This window comes from Chryseosolibacter histidinae, from assembly GCF_018598225.1.
GTDB classification, from domain to species: Bacteria; Bacteroidota; Bacteroidia; order Cytophagales; family Cyclobacteriaceae; genus Chryseosolibacter; species Chryseosolibacter histidini.
This window is the reverse complement of sequence record NZ_JAHESF010000005.1, coordinates 68071-87725: the sequence shown is the minus strand read 5'-3', so window position 1 is coordinate 87725 and position 19655 is coordinate 68071. Positions and strand designations below refer to the sequence as shown.

Below are 19655 nucleotides of genomic sequence, written 5' to 3'. Positions count from 1 at the left end.
TTAGAGTTCTTTAACTGTGATCAAATGATTTACTTTTCTGATCATACCGGCGATCTGGGGCGTCAGCTCCACTTCAACGGTCTTATTGATCTTTCCTAAACCCAATGATTGGATCGTTTTGATCTGGGTCTGAGGCCTCTTGATCGTGCTTCTTTTCTGTGTGATCTGTACTTTCGCCATGTCTCTTAGCCGTTAAATACTTTGGACAATGCAATTCCTCTGTTTCTAGCGATGCTGTAGGCATCACGCATGCTGGTCAGCGCTTTGAAGGTAGCTTTCACCACGTTGTGCGGGTTGGAAGAACCTTTAGACTTTGCCAATACATTGTGAACACCGGCACTTTCCAGCACGGCGCGCATCGCACCACCGGCGATAACACCTGTACCAGGGGAAGCAGGCTTCAGCAGTACAAAGCCACCGCCGAATTTACCTAAAGATTCGTGCGGCACAGTTCCTTTGATGATCGGAACTTTCACCAGGTGCTTCTTCGCATCGTCGATACCTTTTGTGATGGCATCGGTTACTTCGTTCGCCTTTCCGAGGCCATAACCCACAACACCATTTCCATCACCTACCACAACAATGGCTGCGAAGCTGAATCTGCGACCACCTTTCACCACCTTGGCTACACGCTCGATGGCTACGACTTTTTCTTTCAGGTCGATCTCGCTGGCTTTTACTGTGCTAATATTGCTTACAGACATACTTTTAATTTCTTGTGTTATTATCTCCTTTCTGCAGCGAACCGCAGCGAAGGCCGTATTTCTTTAGAATTTTAAACCACCTTCTCTGGCACCTTCAGCAAATGCCTTGATGTTGCCGTGATAAAGATACCCGTTGCGATCGAAAACGATCTCCTGAACACCGGAAGCGATTGCCTTTTCGGCGATCTTCTTGCCTACGTTCTTCGAGTTCTCGATGTTCACCGCTTTCTTTCCGAGCTCCACTGTTGAAGCAGAAGCCACGGTTACGCCTTTGATATCGTCGATGATCTGGGCGTAGATACCGGTATTGCTTTTGAACACAGATAACCTGGGCCTTGACGTTGTTCCGTTCACTTTCTTACGGATGCCCAGCTTTATCCTCTCACGTCTTTCTCTATTCTTGCCTGCCATAGTTGTTGTTTCGCTATGATGCTTTAAGTTCTTAATTATTTAGCAGCAGCCTTACCAGCTTTTCTGCGTACATACTCACCTGTGAAGCGGATACCTTTACCTTTGTAAGGCTCAACTTTACGGAGCGACTTGATCTTGGCAGCAACCTGTCCGATCAATTGCTTGTCGATACCTTCGAGCACGATGGTAGGGTTTCCACCTTTTTCCTGGAAAGCCTGTACTTTGATCTCAGAAGGAACGGCCAGGAACACGTTGTGTGAGTAACCAAGGCTCAATTCCAGCACATTGGATTGGGCGTTGGCTTTGTAGCCCACACCGACAAGTTCCATCTGTGTTTTATATCCTTTCGATACACCTTCGATCATGTTGGCGATCAATGCGCGGTAAAGGCCGTGCATGGACTTATGACGCTTCTGATCGGTAGGTCTCTCAACCAGCAGGGTACCGTTCTCCTGCTTGATGGTAAAATCGGGATCGATCGCCTGGTGGAGTTCACCTTTTGGTCCCTTAACGGATACCTTATGGTTCTCTTTTGAGAAGTTGAAGGTGATCCCCGCGGGAAGTGTTATAATCTTTTTGCCTATGCGTGACATGTCTCTTCTGGATTAATAGACGTAACACAAAACTTCTCCGCCAACATTCATGTTGCGGGCTTCCTTGTCGGTGATCACACCTTTGGAAGTTGACAGGATCGCTACACCAAGACCGTTCATTACGCGGGGCATGGCGGCAGCGTTAACATACTGCCTCAAACCCGGTGTGCTGATACGCTCCAGTTTGGTGATGGCTGATTCTCTTGTTTCAGGATTGTACTTCAAAGCAATTTTGATATTGCCCTGGTGGTTCTGCGTATCCTCGAACTTGTAATTGAGGATATAACCTTTATCGAATAACACTTTGGTTATCTCTTTTTTGAGGTTGGAAGCAGGGATCTCCACCACGCGGTGGTTGGCCTTGATGGCATTCCGTAACCGGGTTAAGTAGTCTGCTATAGGATCTGTCATTTTCTCTTTCCTTTTATTAAAAAGCAAGCCCGTGTTTTTTTAAAACCGGGCTGCAAAGATATCGAACAATTTCAATTATTCAAACTGTTATCTGGTTTCGGCGTTTTTTAATGCGTTTTGGCACATTTTCCGACCTTGATACTCAGCAACCAATAAGATTTGCCGTTTTAGGCTTGACTTTCGGGCGGGATCCACTGCCTGGCTCCGGCTTATTCCTACTTGTCCAGTGTAACTGCAGGCTTTCGCTTCGGCTACAGCCTGTTGATCTTCAAAGGCTTGCAGCTCGTGGCTAACCACTTGCAGCTTGTTTTACCAGCTGGCTTTCGTCAAGCCAGGGATCTTGCCATCAGAAGCCATCTGGCGGAATACGTTACGGCAAACGCCGAACTTCCTCAGATACCCTCTCGGACGGCCGGTGAGCTTGCACCTGTTCTTCAGACGAACCGGAGAAGCGTTGCGCGGAAGCTTGTCCAGCGCCAGATAGTCTCCGGCTGCTTTCAATGCTTTTCTTTTAGCCGCCTTGGCAGCTACCAGCTTTTCCCTTTTTGCCTGCCTAGCGATTACAGATAATTTAGCCATGCTTAGTTTTGATTTTTATTCGCGAATGGCATCCCGAATTCCTTCAGGAGCTCATAGCTTTCTTCGTCAGTTTGAGCAGTGGTAACAAACGTGATGTCCATACCGCTGATCTTGTTTACTTTTTCAATCGAGATCTCAGGGAAGATGATCTGCTCTTTTACACCCAGGGTGTAGTTGCCACGGCCGTCAAATCCTTTGGCACTTACGCCACGGAAGTCACGTACACGGGGAAGAGCGATGTTCATGAGCCTGTCAAGGAACTCGTACATCTTGTTGCCGCGAAGGGTGACACGAACACCGATGGGCATATTCTCCCTTAACTTGAAGTTAGAGATCGCTTTTTTGGATTTTGTTGAAACAGCTTTCTGACCCGTGATGTTGGTGATCTCTTCGATCGCTACATCGATCAGCTTTTTGTCTGTTACAGCCACACCCATACCCTTGTTGATGCAGATCTTTTCGATCTTGGGAACCTGCATCACGGATTTATAACCAAATTTCTGCTTTAAAGCAGGGACAATGTCTTTCGTGTACTTGTCCTTTAATCTTGGAGTTGCCATTACTTAATAAATTCTCCGGTTTTCTTTGAATAACGCTGAAGCTTTCCTTTGTCGTCGAGTTTCCTTCCGACACGTGTAGGTTTACCACTTGCGGGGTCGATCAGCATCAGGTTGCTGATATGCACAGGAGCTTCTACCTTCTTGATGCCACCTTCAGGTTTTCCGGCCGAAGGTTTCTCATGTTTTGTAACCATGTTGATACCTTCAACAATAGCGCGGTTCTTCTCAGGGAAGACCTCGAGGACCTTTCCTGTTCTTTCGCGCTGAGCCGTGCTCTTATCATCTCCGGCGATCACCTTCACGGTGTCACCCTTTTTGATGTGCAACTTGGGTTGCTTGTTATGTTTTCTCTCCATGGCTTAAATGACTTCGGGTGCCAGTGAAACAATTTTCATGAACTGCTTTTCCCTGAGCTCACGTGCCACGGGGCCGAAAATACGGGTTCCGCGGGGTTCATCCTGAGCGTTCAGCAGAACGGCAGCATTATCTTCGAAACGGATGTATGATCCGTCTTTTCTTCTTACTTCTTTGGTGGTTCTTACCACTACAGCCTTGGAAACGGTTCCTTTCTTCACCTGGCTTGAAGGCAAAGCAGACTTCACGGTTACAACGATCTTGTCACCAACAGAAGCAGAACCCCTGCGGGTGCCGCCGAGCACGTGCATACAAAGCACTTCCTTTGCACCACTGTTGTCGGCTACGGTAAGTCTGGTTTCAGTACGTATCATATCGCGTTTAACTTAATATCTTTTAACTTCTCAAATTCTGCGTTCACTCAGGCTGCGCCGGTATTACTTCGCTTTCTCTACGATCTCTACTAGTCTCCAGCGCTTGTCTTTGCTCAGCGGGCGGGTTTCCATGATGCGCACGGTATCGCCGATGCCAGCAGTGTTCTGTTCATCGTGAGCTTTGAACTTAGTGGTTCTGTTCACGAATTTTCCGTAGATCGGGTGTTTTACCTTCCGGTCAACAGCAACCGTGATGGTCTTCTGCATTTTGTTGCTGACAACTTTCCCGATTCTTTCTTTGCGTTCGTTCCTTTCCATAGGAATTATTTTTGAAGTTCTTTAGCCCTGAGTTCAGTATTGAGTTTAGCGATCAGCTTGCGGGTCTGATTGATCCTCATCGGATTCTCGATCGAAGAGATCTTGTGTGCAAACTGGATCTTGCGCAGCGCTTCTCTTTCGCTGGAGATCTTTTCTTTCAGTTCGGCTACGCTCAGCGCCTTGATTTCAGAATTCTTCATGACTTTTTATGATTCTACGTAGTCTCTTCTAACTGTGAATTTCGTTTTGATCGGCAGTTTACCTTCTGCCAGCATCAGCGCTTCTTTCGCCATCGCCAGGTTCACACCACCGGCCTCGAACAGGATGGTGCCGGGCTTGATCACGGCCACCCAGTATTCGGGAGCTCCTTTACCTTTACCCATCCTTACTTCGGCAGGTTTTCTGGTAATCGGTTTATCAGGGAAAATGCGGATCCACACTTGACCTTCGCGTTTCATGGCGCGGGTCACAGCGATACGGGCAGCTTCAAGCTGACGTGCCGTGATCCAGCCACCTTCCAGGGCTTTCAATCCAAAAGATCCGAAAGCAATGGAATGTCCGCGGGTAGCCATGCCTTTCACACGGCCTTTTTGCATTTTTCTAAATTTGGTTCGTTTCGGCTGTAACATTGTTACCTGACTTTATTCGTTCGCTCTAACTAATTATCCGTTTCTTTGACCGCCACGGTTATCACCACGGCCTCTTCCGCCATCGCGCCTTCCGCCGCCACCTTCACCACGGCCTCTTCCACCACCGCCGCCGCCTCTTCTGCGGTCACCTCTGTCGCCACCGCCACGAGGACCACCGCCACCCTGGCCACCCTGACCCTGGGGAGCATTGCTCACGAGGCCAACGTTAGGAGAAAGGTCACGCTTGCCGTAGATCTCACCTTTGAAGATCCACACTTTGATACCGATCTTTCCGTATACGGTCTGCGCTTCTGAGATCGCATAATCGATATCAGCACGCAGGGTATGCAACGGGATCCGGCCTTCTTTATATTGTTCTGTTCTGGCCATATCGGCACCTGCCAGACGGCCTGATGTTTTCACTTTGATACCTTCCGCACCAACACGCATGGCAGAGGCAATCGCCTGCTTCATGGCGCGCTTGTACGAGATCCTGGCTTCGATCTGCTGGGCAATGGATTCACCCACCAGCTTCGCATCCAGCTCCGGACGTTTAATTTCAAAGATGTTGATCTGAACATCTTTACCGGTGATCTTCTTCAGCTCTTCCTTGATCTTGTCGACTTCGTTTCCGCCTTTACCAATCACAACTCCGGGACGTGCTGTGTGAATGGTGAGCGTGATACGCTTGAGTGTTCTTTCGATGACCACTTTTGCGATACCACCTTTCGGGATACGGGCCTGAACGTACTCTCTGATCTTCTGATCTTCTACAAGTTTATCAGAGAAGGTTTTTCCACCGTACCAGTTGGAATCCCAACCACGCACAACGCCTAATCTGAATCCTACAGGATTAATCTTTTGTCCCATTATATTATTCCTTAGTTTCTTTTTCTTCTGTTACTACTTCTGCGCCTATTTTCTTCAGGCTGTCGATGATCAGTGTTACGTGGTTAGAACGTTTCCTGATGCGGTGCGCCCTTCCTTGCGGAGCGGGTCTGAGCCTTTTCAGCTGACGGCCACCGTCAACGAAGATCTCTTTTACATAAAGATCAGCTTCTTCGAGCTTGGCATCCTGGTTCTTGTTTCCCCAGTTTGCAATGGCTGACAGCAGGAGCTTCTCAAGCTTCGGCGAACCAACCTTGGGCTCATACTTTAAAATATTCAGCGCCTTGTTAACACGCTCGCCTCTGATCAGATCAGCCACCAGCCTCATTTTGCGAGGTGATGTAGGTACATTAACCAGTTTTGCGACAACGGGGCCAGTTTTTGCGGCCTCTTTGCGTGCATCGCGTTTTTCTCTTTTAACGACAGACCTTTTGGTCTTTTTCGCTGTAGCTTCTGCCATGATTACTAAGCGTTTTCTTTCTTGTTACCTGAGTGACCGCGGAATGTTCTGGTGGGGGCAAACTCTCCGAGCTTGTGGCCAACCATGTTTTCCGTTACGTAAACAGGGATGAATTTATTTCCATTGTGAACTGCGAACGTGTGGCTGATCATCTCAGGTGTAACTGTTGATCTCCTGGACCACGTTTTGATCACAGATTTTTTACCAGACTTTTCCGCAGTCTCTACTTTCTTCAAGAGGCGGAAGTCAGCATACGGTCCTTTCTTAACTGAACGTCCCATTGTTATTTTTTCCTCCTAGATATGATTAAGTTATCTGAATACTTCTTCGGGTGACGGGTCTTCTTGCCTTTAGCGTACAGGCCTTTGCGTGATCTCGGGTGACCACCTGATGCACGACCTTCACCACCACCCATCGGGTGATCAACAGGGTTCATGGCAACAGCACGTGTGCGGGGGCGGATACCTCTCCAACGGCTGCGTCCTGCCTTACCCACACTTTCGTTCATGTGGTCGGGGTTCGATGCAGCACCGATGGTTGCGATGCATACGTCCAGCACGTTGCGCATTTCGCCTGAAGGCATCTTCAAGGTTGCGAAGCCGCCTTCGCGCGCCAGCAGCTGAACAAACGCTCCGGCAGAGCGGGCGATGGCGCCACCTTTGCCAGGTTTCATTTCAACGTTATGAACAATTGTACCCAACGGGATCTTCGCCAGGGGAAGCGCGTTGCCTACTTCAGGTGCTACGTCAGCACCGGAAACAACCTGCTGTCCTACCTGGAGGCCCTGGGGCGCAATGATATAGGTCTTGGAACCGTCAGCGTAGTAAAGAAGGGCGATGCGGGCTGAGCGGGTGGGATCGTACTCGATCGACTTCACCGTAGCGGGAACGCCGAACTTGTTACGTTTAAAATCGATCTCTCTCAGCTTTTGCTTGTGACCACCACCGATGTAGCGCATGGTCATCCTTCCTTTGCTGTTTCTTCCTCCGGTTTTCTTCACCGTTGTCACCAATGACTTTTCAGGCTTGCTTGCCGTAATGTCATCGAATGAAGGAGCCATTCTATGTCTGGTTCCTGCGGTTACCGGTTTTAATTTCTTCAACGCCATTGTTCAATAATTATACGTTGCTATAAAAATCAATTACTTCGCCTTCAGCCAGCGTTACGATGGCTTTCTTATAGTTAGGTTTACGGCCTGCCAGTACACCGGCTTTCGTGTAACGGGTTTTCAGTTTGCCCATCACATTCATCGTGTTCACTTTCTCCACGTTAACACCGTATTGTTTCTCAACGGCCTTCTTGATCTCAACCTTGTTGGCTGCGGCATCAACGATAAAACCGTATTTGCCTTTCTCATTCAGGGAAGAGACCTTCTCCGTAACCAATGGCTTCTTCAGGATACTCATTATTCTTTATTTAATAAGTTTTCAACCTTGCTAATAGAGCTCTCAACAAAGATCACATTGTCAGCGTGCATCAGGTCGTAGGTATTGATCTGATCGGCTGTAGTAATTTTTGTGTTCTGGATGTTCCTTCCGGAGAGAACGATGTTCTTGTTCTTTTCAGGCAGAATGAGGAGTGTCTTCTTGTCGTCCAGCTTGAGGGCTGTTAACAGGCTTGCGTACTGCTTGGTCTTGGCTGATTCGAAGTTGAAATCTTCGAGAACCGAGATCGAGTTGTCTTTTGCTTTGTATGATAAGGCAGACTTGCGTGCCAGATCTTTTACTTTCTTGTTCAGCTTGAAGGAGTAGTCACGGGGTGTGGGACCGAAGATCCGTCCACCACCTTTGAACTGGGGATTCTTGATGTTACCCGCACGGGCACCACCTGTTCCTTTTTGCTTCTTGATCTTTTTAGAAGAACCCGCGATCTCGTTACGCTGCTTTGACTTGTGCGTACCCTGGCGTTGGTTGGCTAAAAAGCTCTTCACGTCGAGGTAGATGGCGTGGTCGTTTGGCTCGATGCCAAACACTTCATCAGAAAGGTTTACTTTCTTGCTGGTTTTCTCACCGCTATATTTTATGACTGCTACTTCCATTACTTCTGAAGGATTACAGTTGAATTCTTTGCTCCGGGAACTGAGCCGCTGATGACGATCAGGTTCTGCTCAGGAAGGATCTTCACCACCTGAAGGTTGGTGAGCTTCACACGGTCATTACCCATACGACCGGCAAGGCGTTTGCCTTTGATTACACGTGAAGCGAATGATGCGTTACCCATAGAACCGGGTGCACGCAGCCTGTTGTGCTGACCGTGGGTTTGGCCGCCAACACCGCTGAAGCCGTGGCGTTTTACAACACCCTGGAAGCCGCGACCTTTGGAGGTGCCAATGGCGTCGATGAAGTCACCTTCAACGAAGATGCTCTCCACACGAACTTCTTTGCCCAGCTCGGCGATGGCTTCAAACTCAGTGCTGAAGTCGCGGAACTCAACAATATTTCTTTTGGGAGTGGTGCTTGCTTTTTTGAAGTGACCCAAGGCAGCTTTGGAGGTATTTTTCTCTTTCTTCTCACCAAATGCAAGCTGCACTGCACGATAACCGTCAGTTTGCTCGTTTTTCACTTGAGTGACTACGCAGGGACCTGCCTCGATCACTGTGCATGCGATATTCTGGCCATCTGGGCCGAATACGCTAGTCATTCCGATTTTTCTTCCTATAATGCCAGGCATGGTTGAAACCTATTAATGCTTGTTTTTCAGGATTTTGCGCTTTCTAGCTGCTGTTCTAAACACATTGTATGTAGAGAATTTTGGCCTTCTGCGCAAAAAGGACTGCAAAGATAGGAAACGAAGGTTACTTAACAAATGTGGGTTTCAAAATTTTCCACATTTCCACCACATTCTTACGCTCAGATCCCGCCCAATGAGCTTCGGGTATTCAGAAATTGGGCATTGGGAATGCAGAAACTAATGGCGTACGCCCCATGCCTAATGCCTAAAATGTGTATCATTGCGGCCTGAAAATCAACTAAATGCATTCAAAAACGTCGATCCGGTGGGCTGTGCTGCTGATGCTGCTGGTGGTGCTTTTTTTATTAAATCTTTCGTTGGGGAGCGTTCAGATCCCCGTAGGAGAAATATTTAAGATCCTGACTGGCAAACCCGCCAGCGACCCCGTTTGGGCGGAGATTATCTGGGATTTCAGGATGACCAAGGCCATCACCTGTATCTTAGGTGGCAGCGCCCTGGCCCTCGGGGGGTTGCAAATGCAGACACTTTTCCGCAATCCCCTGGCAGGGCCTGATGTGCTGGGCCTAAGCTCCGGGGCGAGCCTGATGGTATCGCTTGTATTTATGAGCAATGCCGCCGGGGTAACGTTGTTCGTGATCCAAAGCCCCTGGACGGTGGCGATCGCGGCCAGCATCGGCTGTTCCCTGGTATTCATTATTATGCTCGCCATATCCCAACGTTTACAGGATAATGTGTCGCTACTGATCGTAGGACTGATGGTCGGCGCCGGCACCGCGTCCATCGTCAGCGTACTGCAATACCTGAGCAAGGCTGAAGAGCTGCAGGTCTATGTTTTATGGACCTTCGGAAGCCTTGGCGGACTGGACTGGAATGAGATCCGGGTACTGAGTGTCATTCTAATCGCCGGCGCCGCGATCTCGTTCTTTAATATCAAATCGTTGAATGCATGGCTGCTGGGAAACAACTATGCACAAAGCCTGGGTGTTGATCTGCAGCGGTCAAGGTTTTATGCCATTCTCTCCGCATCGATATTAACGGGGGGTGTTACAGCGTTTTGCGGGCCGATAGCTTTTGTGGGCCTTGCGGTTCCACACCTGGTGAAGCTGCTGATCCAAAGTCATAACCACAAGGTGCTGATACCGGCTGTACTGATCGGAGGAGCGGCGTTGCTGCTGGGCTGCGATATTCTGGCGCAACTTCCCGGAAGCATCAATGTGTTGCCCATCAATGCGATCACCGCGCTGATCGGTGCGCCGGTGGTGATCTGGGTGATTTTGAGAAATAAGGTGGTTCGATCCTGATGAATATGCAAAGCGGTAAAACATCACACTTATCAACTTCAGGACTCTGTATAGGATACCGGAGTAATCAAAAGGAAAACCGGTTGTTTGATAACTTGAGTCTCGAATTATTTCCCGGTCAGCTTGTCTGCTTCATGGGACCTAACGGTGCGGGCAAATCATCACTGATCCGAACACTGGCCGGACTGCAGAAACCCTTATCGGGAAACATCATCATCAAAGCCGGAACCATAGACACCTCCCGCCAGATCTCCGTTGTGCTAACGGACCGGATAACAGCAGTGAATATGACCGTAGAAGAAGTAGTGGCATTCGGCCGTTATCCCTACCTCGACTGGAACATCCGCTTAAGCCAATCGGACCTTGACATTATCGACCGGGCGATCGCACAGGTACATATCCGTCACCTTACCAGCCATAAATTAAACCAGCTGAGCGACGGCCAGCTGCAGATGGTGATGATAGCCCGGGCGCTGGCGCAGGACACTCCTATTATTCTTCTGGATGAACCCACCGCGCACCTCGATCTTAACAACCGCGTGGAGATCATGAGACTGCTGAAGCAGCTGGCGCAAACTACGAACAAAGCAATTCTTGTGGCTACGCATGAGCTCGACCTCGCGCTTCAAATGGCGGACTGGATCTGGCTTACAGGCCGCGATAAAAATATGCTCACCGGCATGCCCGAAGACCTTGTTCTCAATGGCGCCTTCGATGCTATTTTTCAATTCAAGGGATTTGACCTGAAGACGGGCAAAGTTCAGCATCAAGCCCATAAGGGAATCAACGTTCAGTTACAAGGCGAAGGCCCCGAACACCTGTGGACCAAAAACGCGCTGGAACGCAATGGTTTTTTGGTGACCGATGAAAATGCTTCCATTTCAATATCGATAACCTTCGAAGGAGGTACAGTTCAATGGCAGGTTAAGCAGGATGGCACATTGCATAACGTCCGCTCACTGGCTGAGCTGATCCACGGGATCTCTATTTAAAACATCAGCCACAGCGATGTATTTTTTGTGTTATCCATGTCAACCGCTACTAACACATAGATCACTTCTTCATTTTGTGTGAGATCTTATGCATGACTTTACTCAGTCTACCCAGTCCTTACAGATACCTTACACAGACTTTATAGAAACGCTCTTATATTTTTCTATATTCTCCAGGCCTGCATCGTGCCTTTCTTCCGGTATTGGAACAGTATATGGTGAGTGATCTGCGCAGCCTGCCGATATCCCTAGGCTGCGTTCACTGTCAATCAATCGTTTGCGTATCTACCCGGGTAAGTTTTGAGGGTTTTTCATAAAATCGTTTGGCATGCATTTGTTAGTTTGCAGCCTTAACCCAAAGTATTTACCGGCCATGTTCAATGTATCAGATCTTTTCCCCTATAAATTCGACAACAGGTACTCCAAACCTGTTGCGTACTTCTCCATGGAGTTCGCTGTAGACCAGCCCCTCAAGATATACAGCGGAGGCCTCGGTTTCCTTGCAGGCTCGCACTTGCGCGGTGCTTACGAATTGAAGCAAAATCTTATCGGCATCGGTATCCTCTGGAAGAAGGGGTATTACGACCAGGAGAGAAACCAGGACCAAACCTTAAGGGTTAGCTTCCGCGATAAGGACTATCACTTTCTTACAGACACAAAGATCCTTTTCCCTATCACGATACACGGGGCACGGGTATATGTGAAAGCCTATTTATTGAGACCTGAGGTATTCAACACGGTTCCGTTGTTCCTGCTCACCACTGATATACCGGAAAACGATTACCTGGCGCAGACGATCAGTCACCGCTTATACGATCCCAACGAAACCACACGTGTTGCCCAATCCATCTTGCTGGGCGCAGGCGGAGCCAAACTGCTCGACATCCTGGAAAGGGAAACAGAGATCTACCACATGAACGAAGGCCATGCCCTTCCACTTTGCTTCTACCTGCTCGACAAATACAGGGATATCAACGAAGTGAAGAAACGCGTGGTGTTTACCACCCATACCCCTGAAAAGGCGGGCAATGAAGAGCACAGCGTACCCCTGCTCAACAACATGAGCTTCTTCAATGGCCTTACCACACAACAGGTGCAGGAATATGTTGCACCCGAGAACGGTGTGCTGAACTATACGCTGACGGCGTTGCGCATGGCCAAACGTGCCAATGGCGTATCTCAGCTTCATGGCGAGGTATCGAGAAAGATGTGGAATGGTTACAAAGGCATCTGCGAGATCACGGCCATCACCAACGCCCAGAACAGAACCTACTGGCGCGATGAAGAGCTGGATGCTGCGCTCGAAAAAGATGATAACAAGGCGCTGGTAAAACGCAAAAAAGAACTGAAACATAAACTGTTCAGGGTGGTGGCGAACCAGACCGGAAAACTCTTCGATGAGAACGTGCTCACCATAGTATGGGCCAGGAGGTTTGCCGGCTACAAACGCGCTAACCTGATCATGTCGGATTTCAACAGGTTCCTCAAGATCGCCAATAACAAAAAATATCCTGTTCAGATGATCTGGGCGGGCAAACCATACCCGGAAGATTTCGGTGCTATCAACATCTTCAACGAGATCTACTGGAAAACCAAAGACCTGCGCAACTGTACGGTTGTAACGGGTTACGAGCTGTGGCTCTCGGGCCACCTGAAAAAAGGCTCAGACCTGTGGCTGAACAACCCGAAACTTTACCATGAAGCTTCAGGCACCTCTGGCATGACCGCGGCGATGAACGGCTCCATCAATTTATCGATCCCCGACGGATGGGTTCCGGAATTCGCCAAACACGGCAAGAACAGCTTCCTGATCGAAACAGCGAATGACGCGCTTCCGAACGAAGAAAAAGACAAGATCGAAGCACAGAATCTTCTGAATCTGCTGGAGAACGAGATCATTCCGGCTTATTACGAAAAACCGGATCAATGGCTCGAGATCGTCAAGTCCAGCATGAGGGATGTACTCCCCTTCTTCGACGCCGGACGTATGGCAGACGAATACTACCAGAAACTTTATCATTTCCCTTTTGAGGAGACCGTGAACAGCAAGCAGGCCGCGCTGGCCGGCGTACAGGCTTAAGTGGATAGAAGAGTCCACGGTCCACAGTCGACAGTCCACAGCCGTGCAGTTTCGGATCGGCGTATCACAGCCCTTGCACATTGCTTGCGATAGCATCGGGATACGAAGTGCGATCAGGTGACTTCACACCGTTCAGCCGTGGTCTGTCGACCGTGGTCTGTGGACTTTTTTCTTATCTTCACGCTTCAAAAGCACCTTTTCATGAGCGAACTGCGCTTAAGCGAGATCTGGATCTATCCTGTTAAGTCATTGGGCGGAATATCTGTTACCTCGGCCAGGGTAATGGAAAAGGGATTACTGCACGACCGCCGCTGGATGTTAACGGATGAGCACGGCGCTTTTATGACCCAGCGCGTCTATCCGAAAATGGCACTTTTCAGACCTGCCATCAACGGCGATACCCTTACGATCACCAAGCTCAATCCTGTTAATGATCATGCCTCCGTCAGTCTCAGCCTGAGCACACCTCCATTGGGAGAACAGTTCCGATCCAAAGTGTGGGACGATGAAGTGACCGTAACAGAAGTTTCTGACAAGGTCAGCGACTGGTTCACAACGCAGCTCGGCATGCGCTGCAGGCTGGTAAGCTTCCCCGAAAAAAATCCCAGGCCGGTAAATCCAAAGTATAGCATCAACAATGAACACGTAGGCCTTGCCGATGCCTATCCTTTTCTCATCATCGGACAGAGCTCGCTCGATGACCTCAACGCCAGGCTGAATGAACCGCTGCCGATGAACCGTTTCCGGCCCAACCTCGTATTCACCGGCGGAGCGCCGTTCGAGGAAGATACCTGGAAAAAATTCACCATCGGAGGAAACAGGTTTGCCGGTGTAAAACCCTGCGACCGGTGTGTGCTCACCACCGTAAATCAGGATACCGCAGAAAAGGGCGTTGAACCTCTCCTCACCCTGTCTAAATACCGGAAAAGGGATAACAAGATCTATTTCGGGCAGAACGTTGTGGCGCTTGACCATACCGAGATCTCCGTTGGCGACAAGATCACGCTGAATTAAACCTGCCCAAACTGTTGGCCGTTGAACACCCAGTGCTGATTTTTGCGCCATGACTTTTCTTTACCTCAAGGCTGTCCATATCATTTTCATTGTGACATGGTTTGCAGGATTGTTCTATATGCCCCGGCTCCTCATCTATATGACCGAAGCCCATGAAAAACCGGAGCCTGAAAGATCGATCCTGCTGAAGCAGTTCAAAATGATGGCCTCTCGCCTCTGGTTTGGTATCACATGGCCGTCTGCCATTATTACCCTGGCCATGGGCACAAGCCTCATCGTCAGTCAGCCGGGTTTTCTGCAGCAGGGGTTCATGCACATCAAACTTACCCTGGTGTTCCTGCTTTATCTTTACCACTTCTCGCTGCAGCACATCTTCAACCTCCTGAAAAAAGACATGGTCAGGTACTCGTCACAAAAATTAAGGATGTGGAACGAGGTAGCGACCTTATTTCTCATCAGCATTGTTTTTATCATTGTACTGAAAAATGCACTGAGCATGGTATGGGGACTGGCCGGCCTGCTCGCTGTAACTTTTTCAATTCTCGCAGGCATCAAACTTTACAAGCGATACAGAAAATGACAAATAGATTTCAGATCTCATATTCAGGCTCCAATAGCTATAAGGCTCAGATCCTGGCGGCACTCACGTTGTGCCTGCTGATCTCTTCCTGCACCGAAAAAAAAGAAGCACGGCTTCCCATCTTCGGAGAGCGCGAAGTGGTAGGTACTGATACGGTGTATCACAAAATTGCAAACTTCCGGTTCGTAGATCAGGATAGCGCGGAGGTGACGAACGAAACCTTCAGGAACAAGATCTACGTTGCCGACTTTTTCTTCACCTCCTGCCGCACCATCTGCCCCATCATGAAAACGCAGATGCTCCGTGTTTACGAGGCCACGGAAAATGATCCCGATGTGCTCATCCTCTCGCATACCATAGATCCGGAATACGACACCGTTGGGCTACTTCACGACTTTGCAGACCGCCTGGGCGTAAAAAGTAACAAGTGGCACTTTGTAACTGGTGAAAAAGACTCCATCTACAACATCGCCCAGCGAAGCTACTTCGCCACAGCGATGGAAGACAAGGCAGAGCCCGATGGCTTCATTCACAGCGGTGCTTTTTTACTGATCGACAAGGAACAACGGATCAGGGGAAAGTATGATGGAACGAAGGAGGAAGATGTGAACCGGTTGCTGGGAGATATTGCAAAACTCAAGGATGAGTATGCAGGGAAATAAAGGGAGTAAGGAGCAAGGAGTAAGGAGTAAGGAGAAGGAGAAGGAGCCACCCACCTTTGCCAAGGCTACGGCGGGCAAGGAAGTCAGAAGTCAGGAGTCAGGAGGGGTTGCGTTATCGAGTCTAGTAATAGTTTTCTGTTTGATGGCATTTGCATGCGGGGGAAGGGCGGAGAATAATAAGCCGGTGGATTCGTCTCCGAAGTTCACGCAGTACTATAATCAGGGGGAGCAGCTGTATCAGAAGTATTGCAGCAACTGTCATCAGAAAGATGGCGCGGGACTGGGACGTGTCTACCCGCCATTGAATGTTTCAGATTACATGGACAATCATTTTAACGATGTGATCTGCCTGATGCGAAATGGTAAGAAGGGCGAGCTCACCGTGAACAATGTGAACTTTCACCAGCCCATGCCCGGCATCCCTGCGCTTACCGACCTGGAGATCGCCGAAATTGCCACATACATTTATAACACCTGGTCGCATCAGCGCGGCATTGTTGAAGTAAAAGAGGCGAGCATGATCCTGAATGCATGCCCGCCTTCTGAATGATCACATATACTTGAGATCGATAACATGGCTGCTCGCGCCAGGCCCGACCGTTACCTGGGCTTTTTCAAAAGACGGCGGCCCGAACATCCCCATAGCATTGTTACCGAAAGCAAAACCCTCTGTTGGCATTCCCATCAGGTTCTTGTCAAGCGTCCCGTTGCCGTTCGCATCATGAAAAACGCTCACGCCATATACACCGGGCGTGAGACCTTCGAATACAACCTTGATCTCCTTCCCTGTTGCGTCCACCACTTTCGCATGGGCAGCCTTTTTTAAAAAATCCTGCTCATTTGTAAACAGGGCTATGCGGACAGAACCTTTCGCTTCCCTGATATTTTTGACTGTAACTTCAAGTGTCGACTGGGCTATAGCCCTGGAAGCAGCCAGCAGGCAAACGATCCCAAAAAACACGTACTTTGTTTTCATTTCTTTTTTTGAATCAAAGATCGAACGATCGAAGCAGGGCCGAAATTACATCTTTCTCAACCGTATAATTTCAACGATCAGCTGTTAGAAAACCAGACCGGACAATTTTTGTGGGGATAAAACGGCTTTTTATACCCTGCGTGATGCCATTGGTGAAAGAATCGCCGCATTTCAGCAATTTCACACCCGCTATAACGTCCGAACGCCAAGCTGAATCGGAAGTATTTAGTAACTTTCATAGTTACAAATTCATTATCTCATGGCTTCTATAACGCTTAAAATCAACAGTAAAAGTTATACTGTAGACGCGGATCCGAAGATGCCACTGCTTTGGGCTATTCGCGATATAGTTGGACTCACCGGCACCAAATATGGCTGCGGCATTGCGCAATGCGGCGCATGTACGGTACACCTGGAGGGCAATCCGGTTCGCTCATGCTCCGTTCCCGTTTCGGTAGCGGCCAACAAGAACATTGTTACCATAGAAGGGTTGTCGGACGACAATTCACATCCCGTTCAACAGGCGTGGATCGCCGAGCAGGTTCCGCAGTGCGGCTATTGTCAGTCAGGACAGATCATGGCTGCCACGGCGCTGCTGAAACGCAACCCCAACCCTACTGACAAAGATATCGACAGTGCCATGCAGGGCCACATCTGCCGGTGCGGAACTTATCCGCGCATCAGAAAGGCCATCAAATCCGCAGCACAGCTAATGGCTCAGAAAGCAAGTGTTAAATAGATAAAAATAGATATGGGATAGGAGATGTGAGATTTGAGACAACGTCTTTCTCAAATCTCCAGTCCCGGGTCTCATATCTCATGTCTCACATCTCAAATCTAATTTTATGATCGCTAACAATATAAGCAGGAGAAATTTCATCAGGCTCTCCGGTATGACTGGCGCGGCTTTGTCACTGGGTTTTTATTTCCCTGCGAAAGGTAAAGAAGCCGAGATCTTAAAAACCGAAGCCGCCGGCGACCTGGGCATCGAGCTGAATGCATGGATCACCATCGACTCTTCCGGAAAAGTTACCATTGTCAACCACCGTTCTGAAATGGGCCAGGGCTCATTCCAGGCTGTTCCGCAGATCATTGCCGAAGAGCTTGAAGTAAACCTCGACAATGTGAATATCATTTTCGGTGTTGGCAACAGCGCAAAATATGGAAGCCAGATAACCGGCGGAAGCTCCACTGTGCGGGGAACCTACAAAAAGCTTCTCAAGCTGAGTGCCTCTGCGCGTGAAATGCTGAAGCAGGCGGCTGCGAAGCGATGGGGTGCTGCGCTTTCAGATTGTTACGCCGAGAACGGGCAGGTGATCCACAGGCCCACAGGCAAAAAGCTCGGTTATGGCGACCTTGTAGCAGAAGCATCGAAGCTCGAGCCTCCGAAAGAAGTGGAGCTGAAAGACCCGAAAGATTACAAGATTCTTCGCAAGCCGCTGCCACGCCAGGATACCCCCCTGAAGGTGAATGGCAAAGCGGTCTTTGGCCTCGATAAAAAACTGCCGGGCATGCTCTATGCTGTGGTTGAACGCAATCCGCGGTTCCTCGGCAAAGTAAAAAGCTTCGACGACTCAGCCACGAAGACGGTACCTGGCGTGAAGCACGTGATCAAAGTGCAGATGAATGTATTTACAACCAAGCGTGAAGGCGTTGCGGTAGTTGCTGACAACCTCTGGGCCGCCATGCAGGGCAGAAAAGTGCTGAAGGTTGAGTGGGATGATTCTGGCTTTGAACACCACAGCACCGATCAACTGTACACTAAAATGAACGAGCTTCTCAAAGGAGAGCCGATCTCATTCAAGACCAAGGGTAGCTTCGACGCGGTGTACGAAAAAGCCACCAAGAAACTGGAAGCTGTTTATGAGACACCCTACGAGTCGCACAGCTGTATGGAACCTGTGAACTGCATCGCCCATGTAACAGAAAACAAATGCGAGATCTGGGGGCCGATACAAGGACCTGACTGGATCCAGGATGACCTGAGCAAACAACTGAACATCCCTAAAGAAAATGTAACGGTGAACATGACCTTCCTTGGCGGAGGATTCGGTCGCAAAGCATTTACCGATTATCCGCACGAAGCTGCCGTGATCTCGAAAGAGATCAAAGCGCCGGTGCAGGTGGTATGGACACGCGAAGACGATACCACACAAGGACCGTTCAGGCCCGGTATGGTGTACCAGTGCAAAGGTGCGCTCAACGATCAAAAACGCATCCGCGGCTATGAAACCAAAATGGCCGGCCAGAACATGAACCATCAATGGCCAGGTTCTGACAAGACCAGCTACAACGACAGCGTTACGGAAGGCTTCCTCGAAACATACCTGGAAAGTATTCCCAATTACAGCTTCGGAGATTATCCGCTCGACTCACCGATACCCGTGATGTGGTGGCGTTCGGTTTACTCTTCTACCAATGCTTTTGCTTTCGAAAGCTTCATCGATGAGCTCGCCGTGCTGGGTGAAAAAGATCCGCTGGAATTCCGCAAGGAACATTTGTGGGACGACCGCTATCACGCGCTTGTAACCAAGCTCGAAGAAGTGAGCGGATGGAAGAGCCGCGGTAAAAATTCAGGTTATGGTGTAGCCATCACAGAGTGTTTCTCCAGCATTGTTGGTGAAGTGGTGAAGGTTTCCAAAAAGCCTGATGGCAAGCTCAAGATCGATAAGGTGTGGGCCGTGATGGATTGCGGCTGGTATGTGAACCCCGACATCATTCGCGCGCAGGTGGAAGGAAGCATCATCATGGCATTGGGTGCAGCAACGAAACATGCCACCAACTTCAAAGATGGAAAAGCCGTGGAGAAAAACTTCGATACGTACAAAATGCCACGCATCACAGACATCGGCGACATCGAAGTTCATATCATGGACAATGAAGAAAAGGCCGGCGGCGTAGGTGAACCGGGATTACCTCCTTTTACACCGGCGTTGACCAATGCCATCTTCGATCTCACCGGCAAGCGCATCCGGAAACTGCCCTTCAATCTTGATGAAGTATAAAGAACACGTACAACAATAAAGAAGTGAAGCAATCTTTCAGAAGATTGCTTCACACTTTTTAAATAAATCAAAA

Annotated in this window: 29 protein-coding genes; 9 read left to right on the top strand and 20 right to left on the bottom strand. The window is 49.1% G+C overall.

Annotation, left to right across the window (positions count from 1 at the left end):
- The 19 genes from rpmD to rplC all read right to left on the bottom strand — a co-directional run bounded on the left by rpmD (position 1) and on the right by rplC (position 8951).
- Positions 1–180 (bottom strand): 50S ribosomal protein L30, encoded by a 180-nt coding sequence (gene rpmD, locus KK083_RS06710; protein ID WP_254161837.1) that lies wholly within the window; start codon positions 178–180, stop codon positions 1–3.
- Positions 181–185: 5 nt separating this feature from the next.
- Entirely contained in the window at positions 186–704 is a 519-nt protein-coding gene (gene rpsE, locus KK083_RS06705; protein ID WP_254161836.1) for a 30S ribosomal protein S5, read from the bottom strand.
- A 63-nt stretch (positions 705–767) separates the two neighbouring features.
- Complete coding sequence (gene rplR, locus KK083_RS06700; RefSeq protein ID WP_254161835.1) at positions 768–1115, bottom strand: 50S ribosomal protein L18; 348 nt, start codon at positions 1113–1115, stop codon at positions 768–770.
- Positions 1116–1150: 35 nt separating this feature from the next.
- Complete coding sequence (rplF, locus tag KK083_RS06695; protein ID WP_254161834.1) at positions 1151–1708, bottom strand: 50S ribosomal protein L6; 558 nt, start codon at positions 1706–1708, stop codon at positions 1151–1153.
- Between the two features lie 12 nt (positions 1709–1720).
- Positions 1721–2119: a 30S ribosomal protein S8 gene (gene rpsH / locus KK083_RS06690; protein ID WP_254161833.1), complete on the bottom strand. Its 399-nt coding sequence runs from the start codon at positions 2117–2119 to the stop codon at positions 1721–1723.
- Between the two features lie 309 nt (positions 2120–2428).
- Positions 2429–2698, bottom strand: coding sequence for a 30S ribosomal protein S14 (gene rpsN, locus KK083_RS06685; RefSeq protein WP_254161832.1), 270 nt, complete (start codon positions 2696–2698; stop codon positions 2429–2431).
- A 2-nt stretch (positions 2699–2700) separates the two neighbouring features.
- A complete protein-coding gene (gene rplE, locus KK083_RS06680; RefSeq protein WP_254161831.1) occupies positions 2701–3258 on the bottom strand; it encodes a 50S ribosomal protein L5 in 558 nt (185 codons plus the stop codon).
- A complete protein-coding gene (gene rplX / locus KK083_RS06675) occupies positions 3258–3614 on the bottom strand; it encodes a 50S ribosomal protein L24 (RefSeq protein ID WP_254161830.1) in 357 nt (118 codons plus the stop codon). The genes rplE and rplX overlap by 1 nt, the downstream gene beginning before the upstream one ends.
- Positions 3615–3617: 3 nt before the next feature.
- Positions 3618–3986 carry a 50S ribosomal protein L14 gene (gene rplN, locus KK083_RS06670; protein ID WP_254161829.1) on the bottom strand — a complete coding sequence of 123 codons (369 nt, stop codon included), beginning with the start codon at positions 3984–3986 and terminating at the stop codon, positions 3618–3620.
- Between the two features lie 63 nt (positions 3987–4049).
- Positions 4050–4304, bottom strand: a complete 255-nt coding sequence (gene rpsQ, locus KK083_RS06665; protein ID WP_254161828.1) for a 30S ribosomal protein S17 — start codon at positions 4302–4304, stop codon at positions 4050–4052.
- A 5-nt stretch (positions 4305–4309) separates the two neighbouring features.
- The gene (gene rpmC, locus KK083_RS06660; RefSeq protein WP_254161827.1) at positions 4310–4504 is read right to left on the bottom strand and encodes a 50S ribosomal protein L29; all 195 of its coding nucleotides are present in this window, start codon (positions 4502–4504) and stop codon (positions 4310–4312) included.
- Between the two features lie 6 nt (positions 4505–4510).
- The gene (gene rplP, locus KK083_RS06655; protein ID WP_254161826.1) at positions 4511–4933 is read right to left on the bottom strand and encodes a 50S ribosomal protein L16; all 423 of its coding nucleotides are present in this window, start codon (positions 4931–4933) and stop codon (positions 4511–4513) included.
- Between the two features lie 33 nt (positions 4934–4966).
- Positions 4967–5803 (bottom strand): 30S ribosomal protein S3, encoded by an 837-nt coding sequence (gene rpsC, locus KK083_RS06650; RefSeq protein WP_254161825.1) that lies wholly within the window; start codon positions 5801–5803, stop codon positions 4967–4969.
- Positions 5804–5807: 4 nt separating this feature from the next.
- Entirely contained in the window at positions 5808–6281 is a 474-nt protein-coding gene (gene rplV / locus KK083_RS06645; protein ID WP_262899463.1) for a 50S ribosomal protein L22, read from the bottom strand.
- 5 nt (positions 6282–6286) lie between these two features.
- On the bottom strand, positions 6287–6562 hold the full coding sequence (gene rpsS, locus KK083_RS06640) for a 30S ribosomal protein S19 (protein WP_254161824.1): 276 nt from the start codon (positions 6560–6562) through the stop codon (positions 6287–6289).
- A gap of 2 nt (positions 6563–6564) precedes the next feature.
- Entirely contained in the window at positions 6565–7389 is an 825-nt protein-coding gene (gene rplB / locus KK083_RS06635) for a 50S ribosomal protein L2 (RefSeq protein ID WP_254161823.1), read from the bottom strand.
- Positions 7390–7399: 10 nt separating this feature from the next.
- Positions 7400–7687: a 50S ribosomal protein L23 gene (gene rplW, locus KK083_RS06630; RefSeq protein WP_254161822.1), complete on the bottom strand. Its 288-nt coding sequence runs from the start codon at positions 7685–7687 to the stop codon at positions 7400–7402.
- Positions 7687–8319 carry a 50S ribosomal protein L4 gene (gene rplD, locus KK083_RS06625; protein ID WP_254161821.1) on the bottom strand — a complete coding sequence of 211 codons (633 nt, stop codon included), beginning with the start codon at positions 8317–8319 and terminating at the stop codon, positions 7687–7689. The genes rplW and rplD overlap by 1 nt, the downstream gene beginning before the upstream one ends.
- The gene (rplC, locus tag KK083_RS06620; protein WP_254161820.1) at positions 8319–8951 is read right to left on the bottom strand and encodes a 50S ribosomal protein L3; all 633 of its coding nucleotides are present in this window, start codon (positions 8949–8951) and stop codon (positions 8319–8321) included. The genes rplD and rplC overlap by 1 nt, the downstream gene beginning before the upstream one ends.
- 302 nt (positions 8952–9253) lie before the next feature.
- Between rplC and KK083_RS06615 the strand changes: the two genes are divergently transcribed.
- The 7 genes from KK083_RS06615 to KK083_RS06585 all read left to right on the top strand — a co-directional run bounded on the left by KK083_RS06615 (position 9254) and on the right by KK083_RS06585 (position 16151).
- Positions 9254–10273 carry a FecCD family ABC transporter permease gene (locus KK083_RS06615; protein ID WP_254161819.1) on the top strand — a complete coding sequence of 340 codons (1020 nt, stop codon included), beginning with the start codon at positions 9254–9256 and terminating at the stop codon, positions 10271–10273.
- A gap of 95 nt (positions 10274–10368) precedes the next feature.
- The gene (locus KK083_RS06610; protein WP_254161818.1) at positions 10369–11265 is read left to right on the top strand and encodes an ABC transporter ATP-binding protein; all 897 of its coding nucleotides are present in this window, start codon (positions 10369–10371) and stop codon (positions 11263–11265) included.
- Between the two features lie 328 nt (positions 11266–11593).
- On the top strand, positions 11594–13345 hold the full coding sequence (gene glgP / locus KK083_RS06605) for an alpha-glucan family phosphorylase (RefSeq protein WP_254161817.1): 1752 nt from the start codon (positions 11594–11596) through the stop codon (positions 13343–13345).
- Between the two features lie 201 nt (positions 13346–13546).
- Positions 13547–14359: an MOSC domain-containing protein gene (locus KK083_RS06600; RefSeq protein WP_254161816.1), complete on the top strand. Its 813-nt coding sequence runs from the start codon at positions 13547–13549 to the stop codon at positions 14357–14359.
- A 49-nt stretch (positions 14360–14408) separates the two neighbouring features.
- Positions 14409–14939, top strand: a complete 531-nt coding sequence (locus KK083_RS06595) for a CopD family protein (RefSeq protein WP_254161815.1) — start codon at positions 14409–14411, stop codon at positions 14937–14939.
- Entirely contained in the window at positions 14936–15601 is a 666-nt protein-coding gene (locus KK083_RS06590) for an SCO family protein (RefSeq protein ID WP_254161814.1), read from the top strand. The genes KK083_RS06595 and KK083_RS06590 overlap by 4 nt, the downstream gene beginning before the upstream one ends.
- Positions 15588–16151, top strand: coding sequence for a c-type cytochrome (locus KK083_RS06585; RefSeq protein ID WP_254161813.1), 564 nt, complete (start codon positions 15588–15590; stop codon positions 16149–16151). The genes KK083_RS06590 and KK083_RS06585 overlap by 14 nt, the downstream gene beginning before the upstream one ends.
- Here KK083_RS06585 and KK083_RS06580 read toward each other — a convergent pair whose 3' ends face one another.
- Entirely contained in the window at positions 16152–16577 is a 426-nt protein-coding gene (locus KK083_RS06580) for a DUF2141 domain-containing protein (RefSeq protein WP_254161812.1), read from the bottom strand. It abuts the gene before it with no gap.
- 259 nt (positions 16578–16836) lie between these two features.
- On the opposite strand from KK083_RS06580, the gene KK083_RS06575 reads away from it, so the two are divergent.
- Positions 16837–17316 carry a (2Fe-2S)-binding protein gene (locus KK083_RS06575; protein WP_254161811.1) on the top strand — a complete coding sequence of 160 codons (480 nt, stop codon included), beginning with the start codon at positions 16837–16839 and terminating at the stop codon, positions 17314–17316.
- A gap of 106 nt (positions 17317–17422) precedes the next feature.
- Positions 17423–19582, top strand: a complete 2160-nt coding sequence (locus KK083_RS06570) for a molybdopterin cofactor-binding domain-containing protein (RefSeq protein WP_254161810.1) — start codon at positions 17423–17425, stop codon at positions 19580–19582.
- Positions 19583–19655: the final 73 nt, after the last annotated feature.

Bases quoted from the DNA above. Each gene is read 5' to 3' on its own strand.
- rpmD (WP_254161837.1), bottom strand. From the start codon at position 180: ATGGCGAAAGTACAGATCACACAGAAAAGAAGCACGATCAAGAGGCCT.
- rpsE (WP_254161836.1), bottom strand. From the start codon at position 704: ATGTCTGTAAGCAATATTAGCACAGTAAAAGCCAGCGAGATCGACCTG.
- rplR (WP_254161835.1), bottom strand. From the start codon at position 1,115: ATGGCAGGCAAGAATAGAGAAAGACGTGAGAGGATAAAGCTGGGCATC.
- rplF (WP_254161834.1), bottom strand. From the start codon at position 1,708: ATGTCACGCATAGGCAAAAAGATTATAACACTTCCCGCGGGGATCACC.
- rpsH (WP_254161833.1), bottom strand. From the start codon at position 2,119: ATGACAGATCCTATAGCAGACTACTTAACCCGGTTACGGAATGCCATC.
- rpsN (WP_254161832.1), bottom strand. From the start codon at position 2,698: ATGGCTAAATTATCTGTAATCGCTAGGCAGGCAAAAAGGGAAAAGCTG.
- rplE (WP_254161831.1), bottom strand. From the start codon at position 3,258: ATGGCAACTCCAAGATTAAAGGACAAGTACACGAAAGACATTGTCCCT.
- rplX (WP_254161830.1), bottom strand. From the start codon at position 3,614: ATGGAGAGAAAACATAACAAGCAACCCAAGTTGCACATCAAAAAGGGT.
- rplN (WP_254161829.1), bottom strand. From the start codon at position 3,986: ATGATACGTACTGAAACCAGACTTACCGTAGCCGACAACAGTGGTGCA.
- rpsQ (WP_254161828.1), bottom strand. From the start codon at position 4,304: ATGGAAAGGAACGAACGCAAAGAAAGAATCGGGAAAGTTGTCAGCAAC.
- rpmC (WP_254161827.1), bottom strand. From the start codon at position 4,504: ATGAAGAATTCTGAAATCAAGGCGCTGAGCGTAGCCGAACTGAAAGAA.
- rplP (WP_254161826.1), bottom strand. From the start codon at position 4,933: ATGTTACAGCCGAAACGAACCAAATTTAGAAAAATGCAAAAAGGCCGT.
- rpsC (WP_254161825.1), bottom strand. From the start codon at position 5,803: ATGGGACAAAAGATTAATCCTGTAGGATTCAGATTAGGCGTTGTGCGT.
- rplV (WP_262899463.1), bottom strand. From the start codon at position 6,281: ATGGCAGAAGCTACAGCGAAAAAGACCAAAAGGTCTGTCGTTAAAAGA.
- rpsS (WP_254161824.1), bottom strand. From the start codon at position 6,562: ATGGGACGTTCAGTTAAGAAAGGACCGTATGCTGACTTCCGCCTCTTG.
- rplB (WP_254161823.1), bottom strand. From the start codon at position 7,389: ATGGCGTTGAAGAAATTAAAACCGGTAACCGCAGGAACCAGACATAGA.
- rplW (WP_254161822.1), bottom strand. From the start codon at position 7,687: ATGAGTATCCTGAAGAAGCCATTGGTTACGGAGAAGGTCTCTTCCCTG.
- rplD (WP_254161821.1), bottom strand. From the start codon at position 8,319: ATGGAAGTAGCAGTCATAAAATATAGCGGTGAGAAAACCAGCAAGAAA.
- rplC (WP_254161820.1), bottom strand. From the start codon at position 8,951: ATGCCTGGCATTATAGGAAGAAAAATCGGAATGACTAGCGTATTCGGC.
- KK083_RS06615 (WP_254161819.1), top strand. From the start codon at position 9,254: ATGCATTCAAAAACGTCGATCCGGTGGGCTGTGCTGCTGATGCTGCTG.
- glgP (WP_254161817.1), top strand. From the start codon at position 11,594: ATGCATTTGTTAGTTTGCAGCCTTAACCCAAAGTATTTACCGGCCATG.
- KK083_RS06600 (WP_254161816.1), top strand. From the start codon at position 13,547: ATGAGCGAACTGCGCTTAAGCGAGATCTGGATCTATCCTGTTAAGTCA.
- KK083_RS06595 (WP_254161815.1), top strand. From the start codon at position 14,409: ATGACTTTTCTTTACCTCAAGGCTGTCCATATCATTTTCATTGTGACA.
- KK083_RS06590 (WP_254161814.1), top strand. From the start codon at position 14,936: ATGACAAATAGATTTCAGATCTCATATTCAGGCTCCAATAGCTATAAG.
- KK083_RS06585 (WP_254161813.1), top strand. From the start codon at position 15,588: ATGCAGGGAAATAAAGGGAGTAAGGAGCAAGGAGTAAGGAGTAAGGAG.
- KK083_RS06580 (WP_254161812.1), bottom strand. From the start codon at position 16,577: ATGAAAACAAAGTACGTGTTTTTTGGGATCGTTTGCCTGCTGGCTGCT.
- KK083_RS06575 (WP_254161811.1), top strand. From the start codon at position 16,837: ATGGCTTCTATAACGCTTAAAATCAACAGTAAAAGTTATACTGTAGAC.
- KK083_RS06570 (WP_254161810.1), top strand. From the start codon at position 17,423: ATGATCGCTAACAATATAAGCAGGAGAAATTTCATCAGGCTCTCCGGT.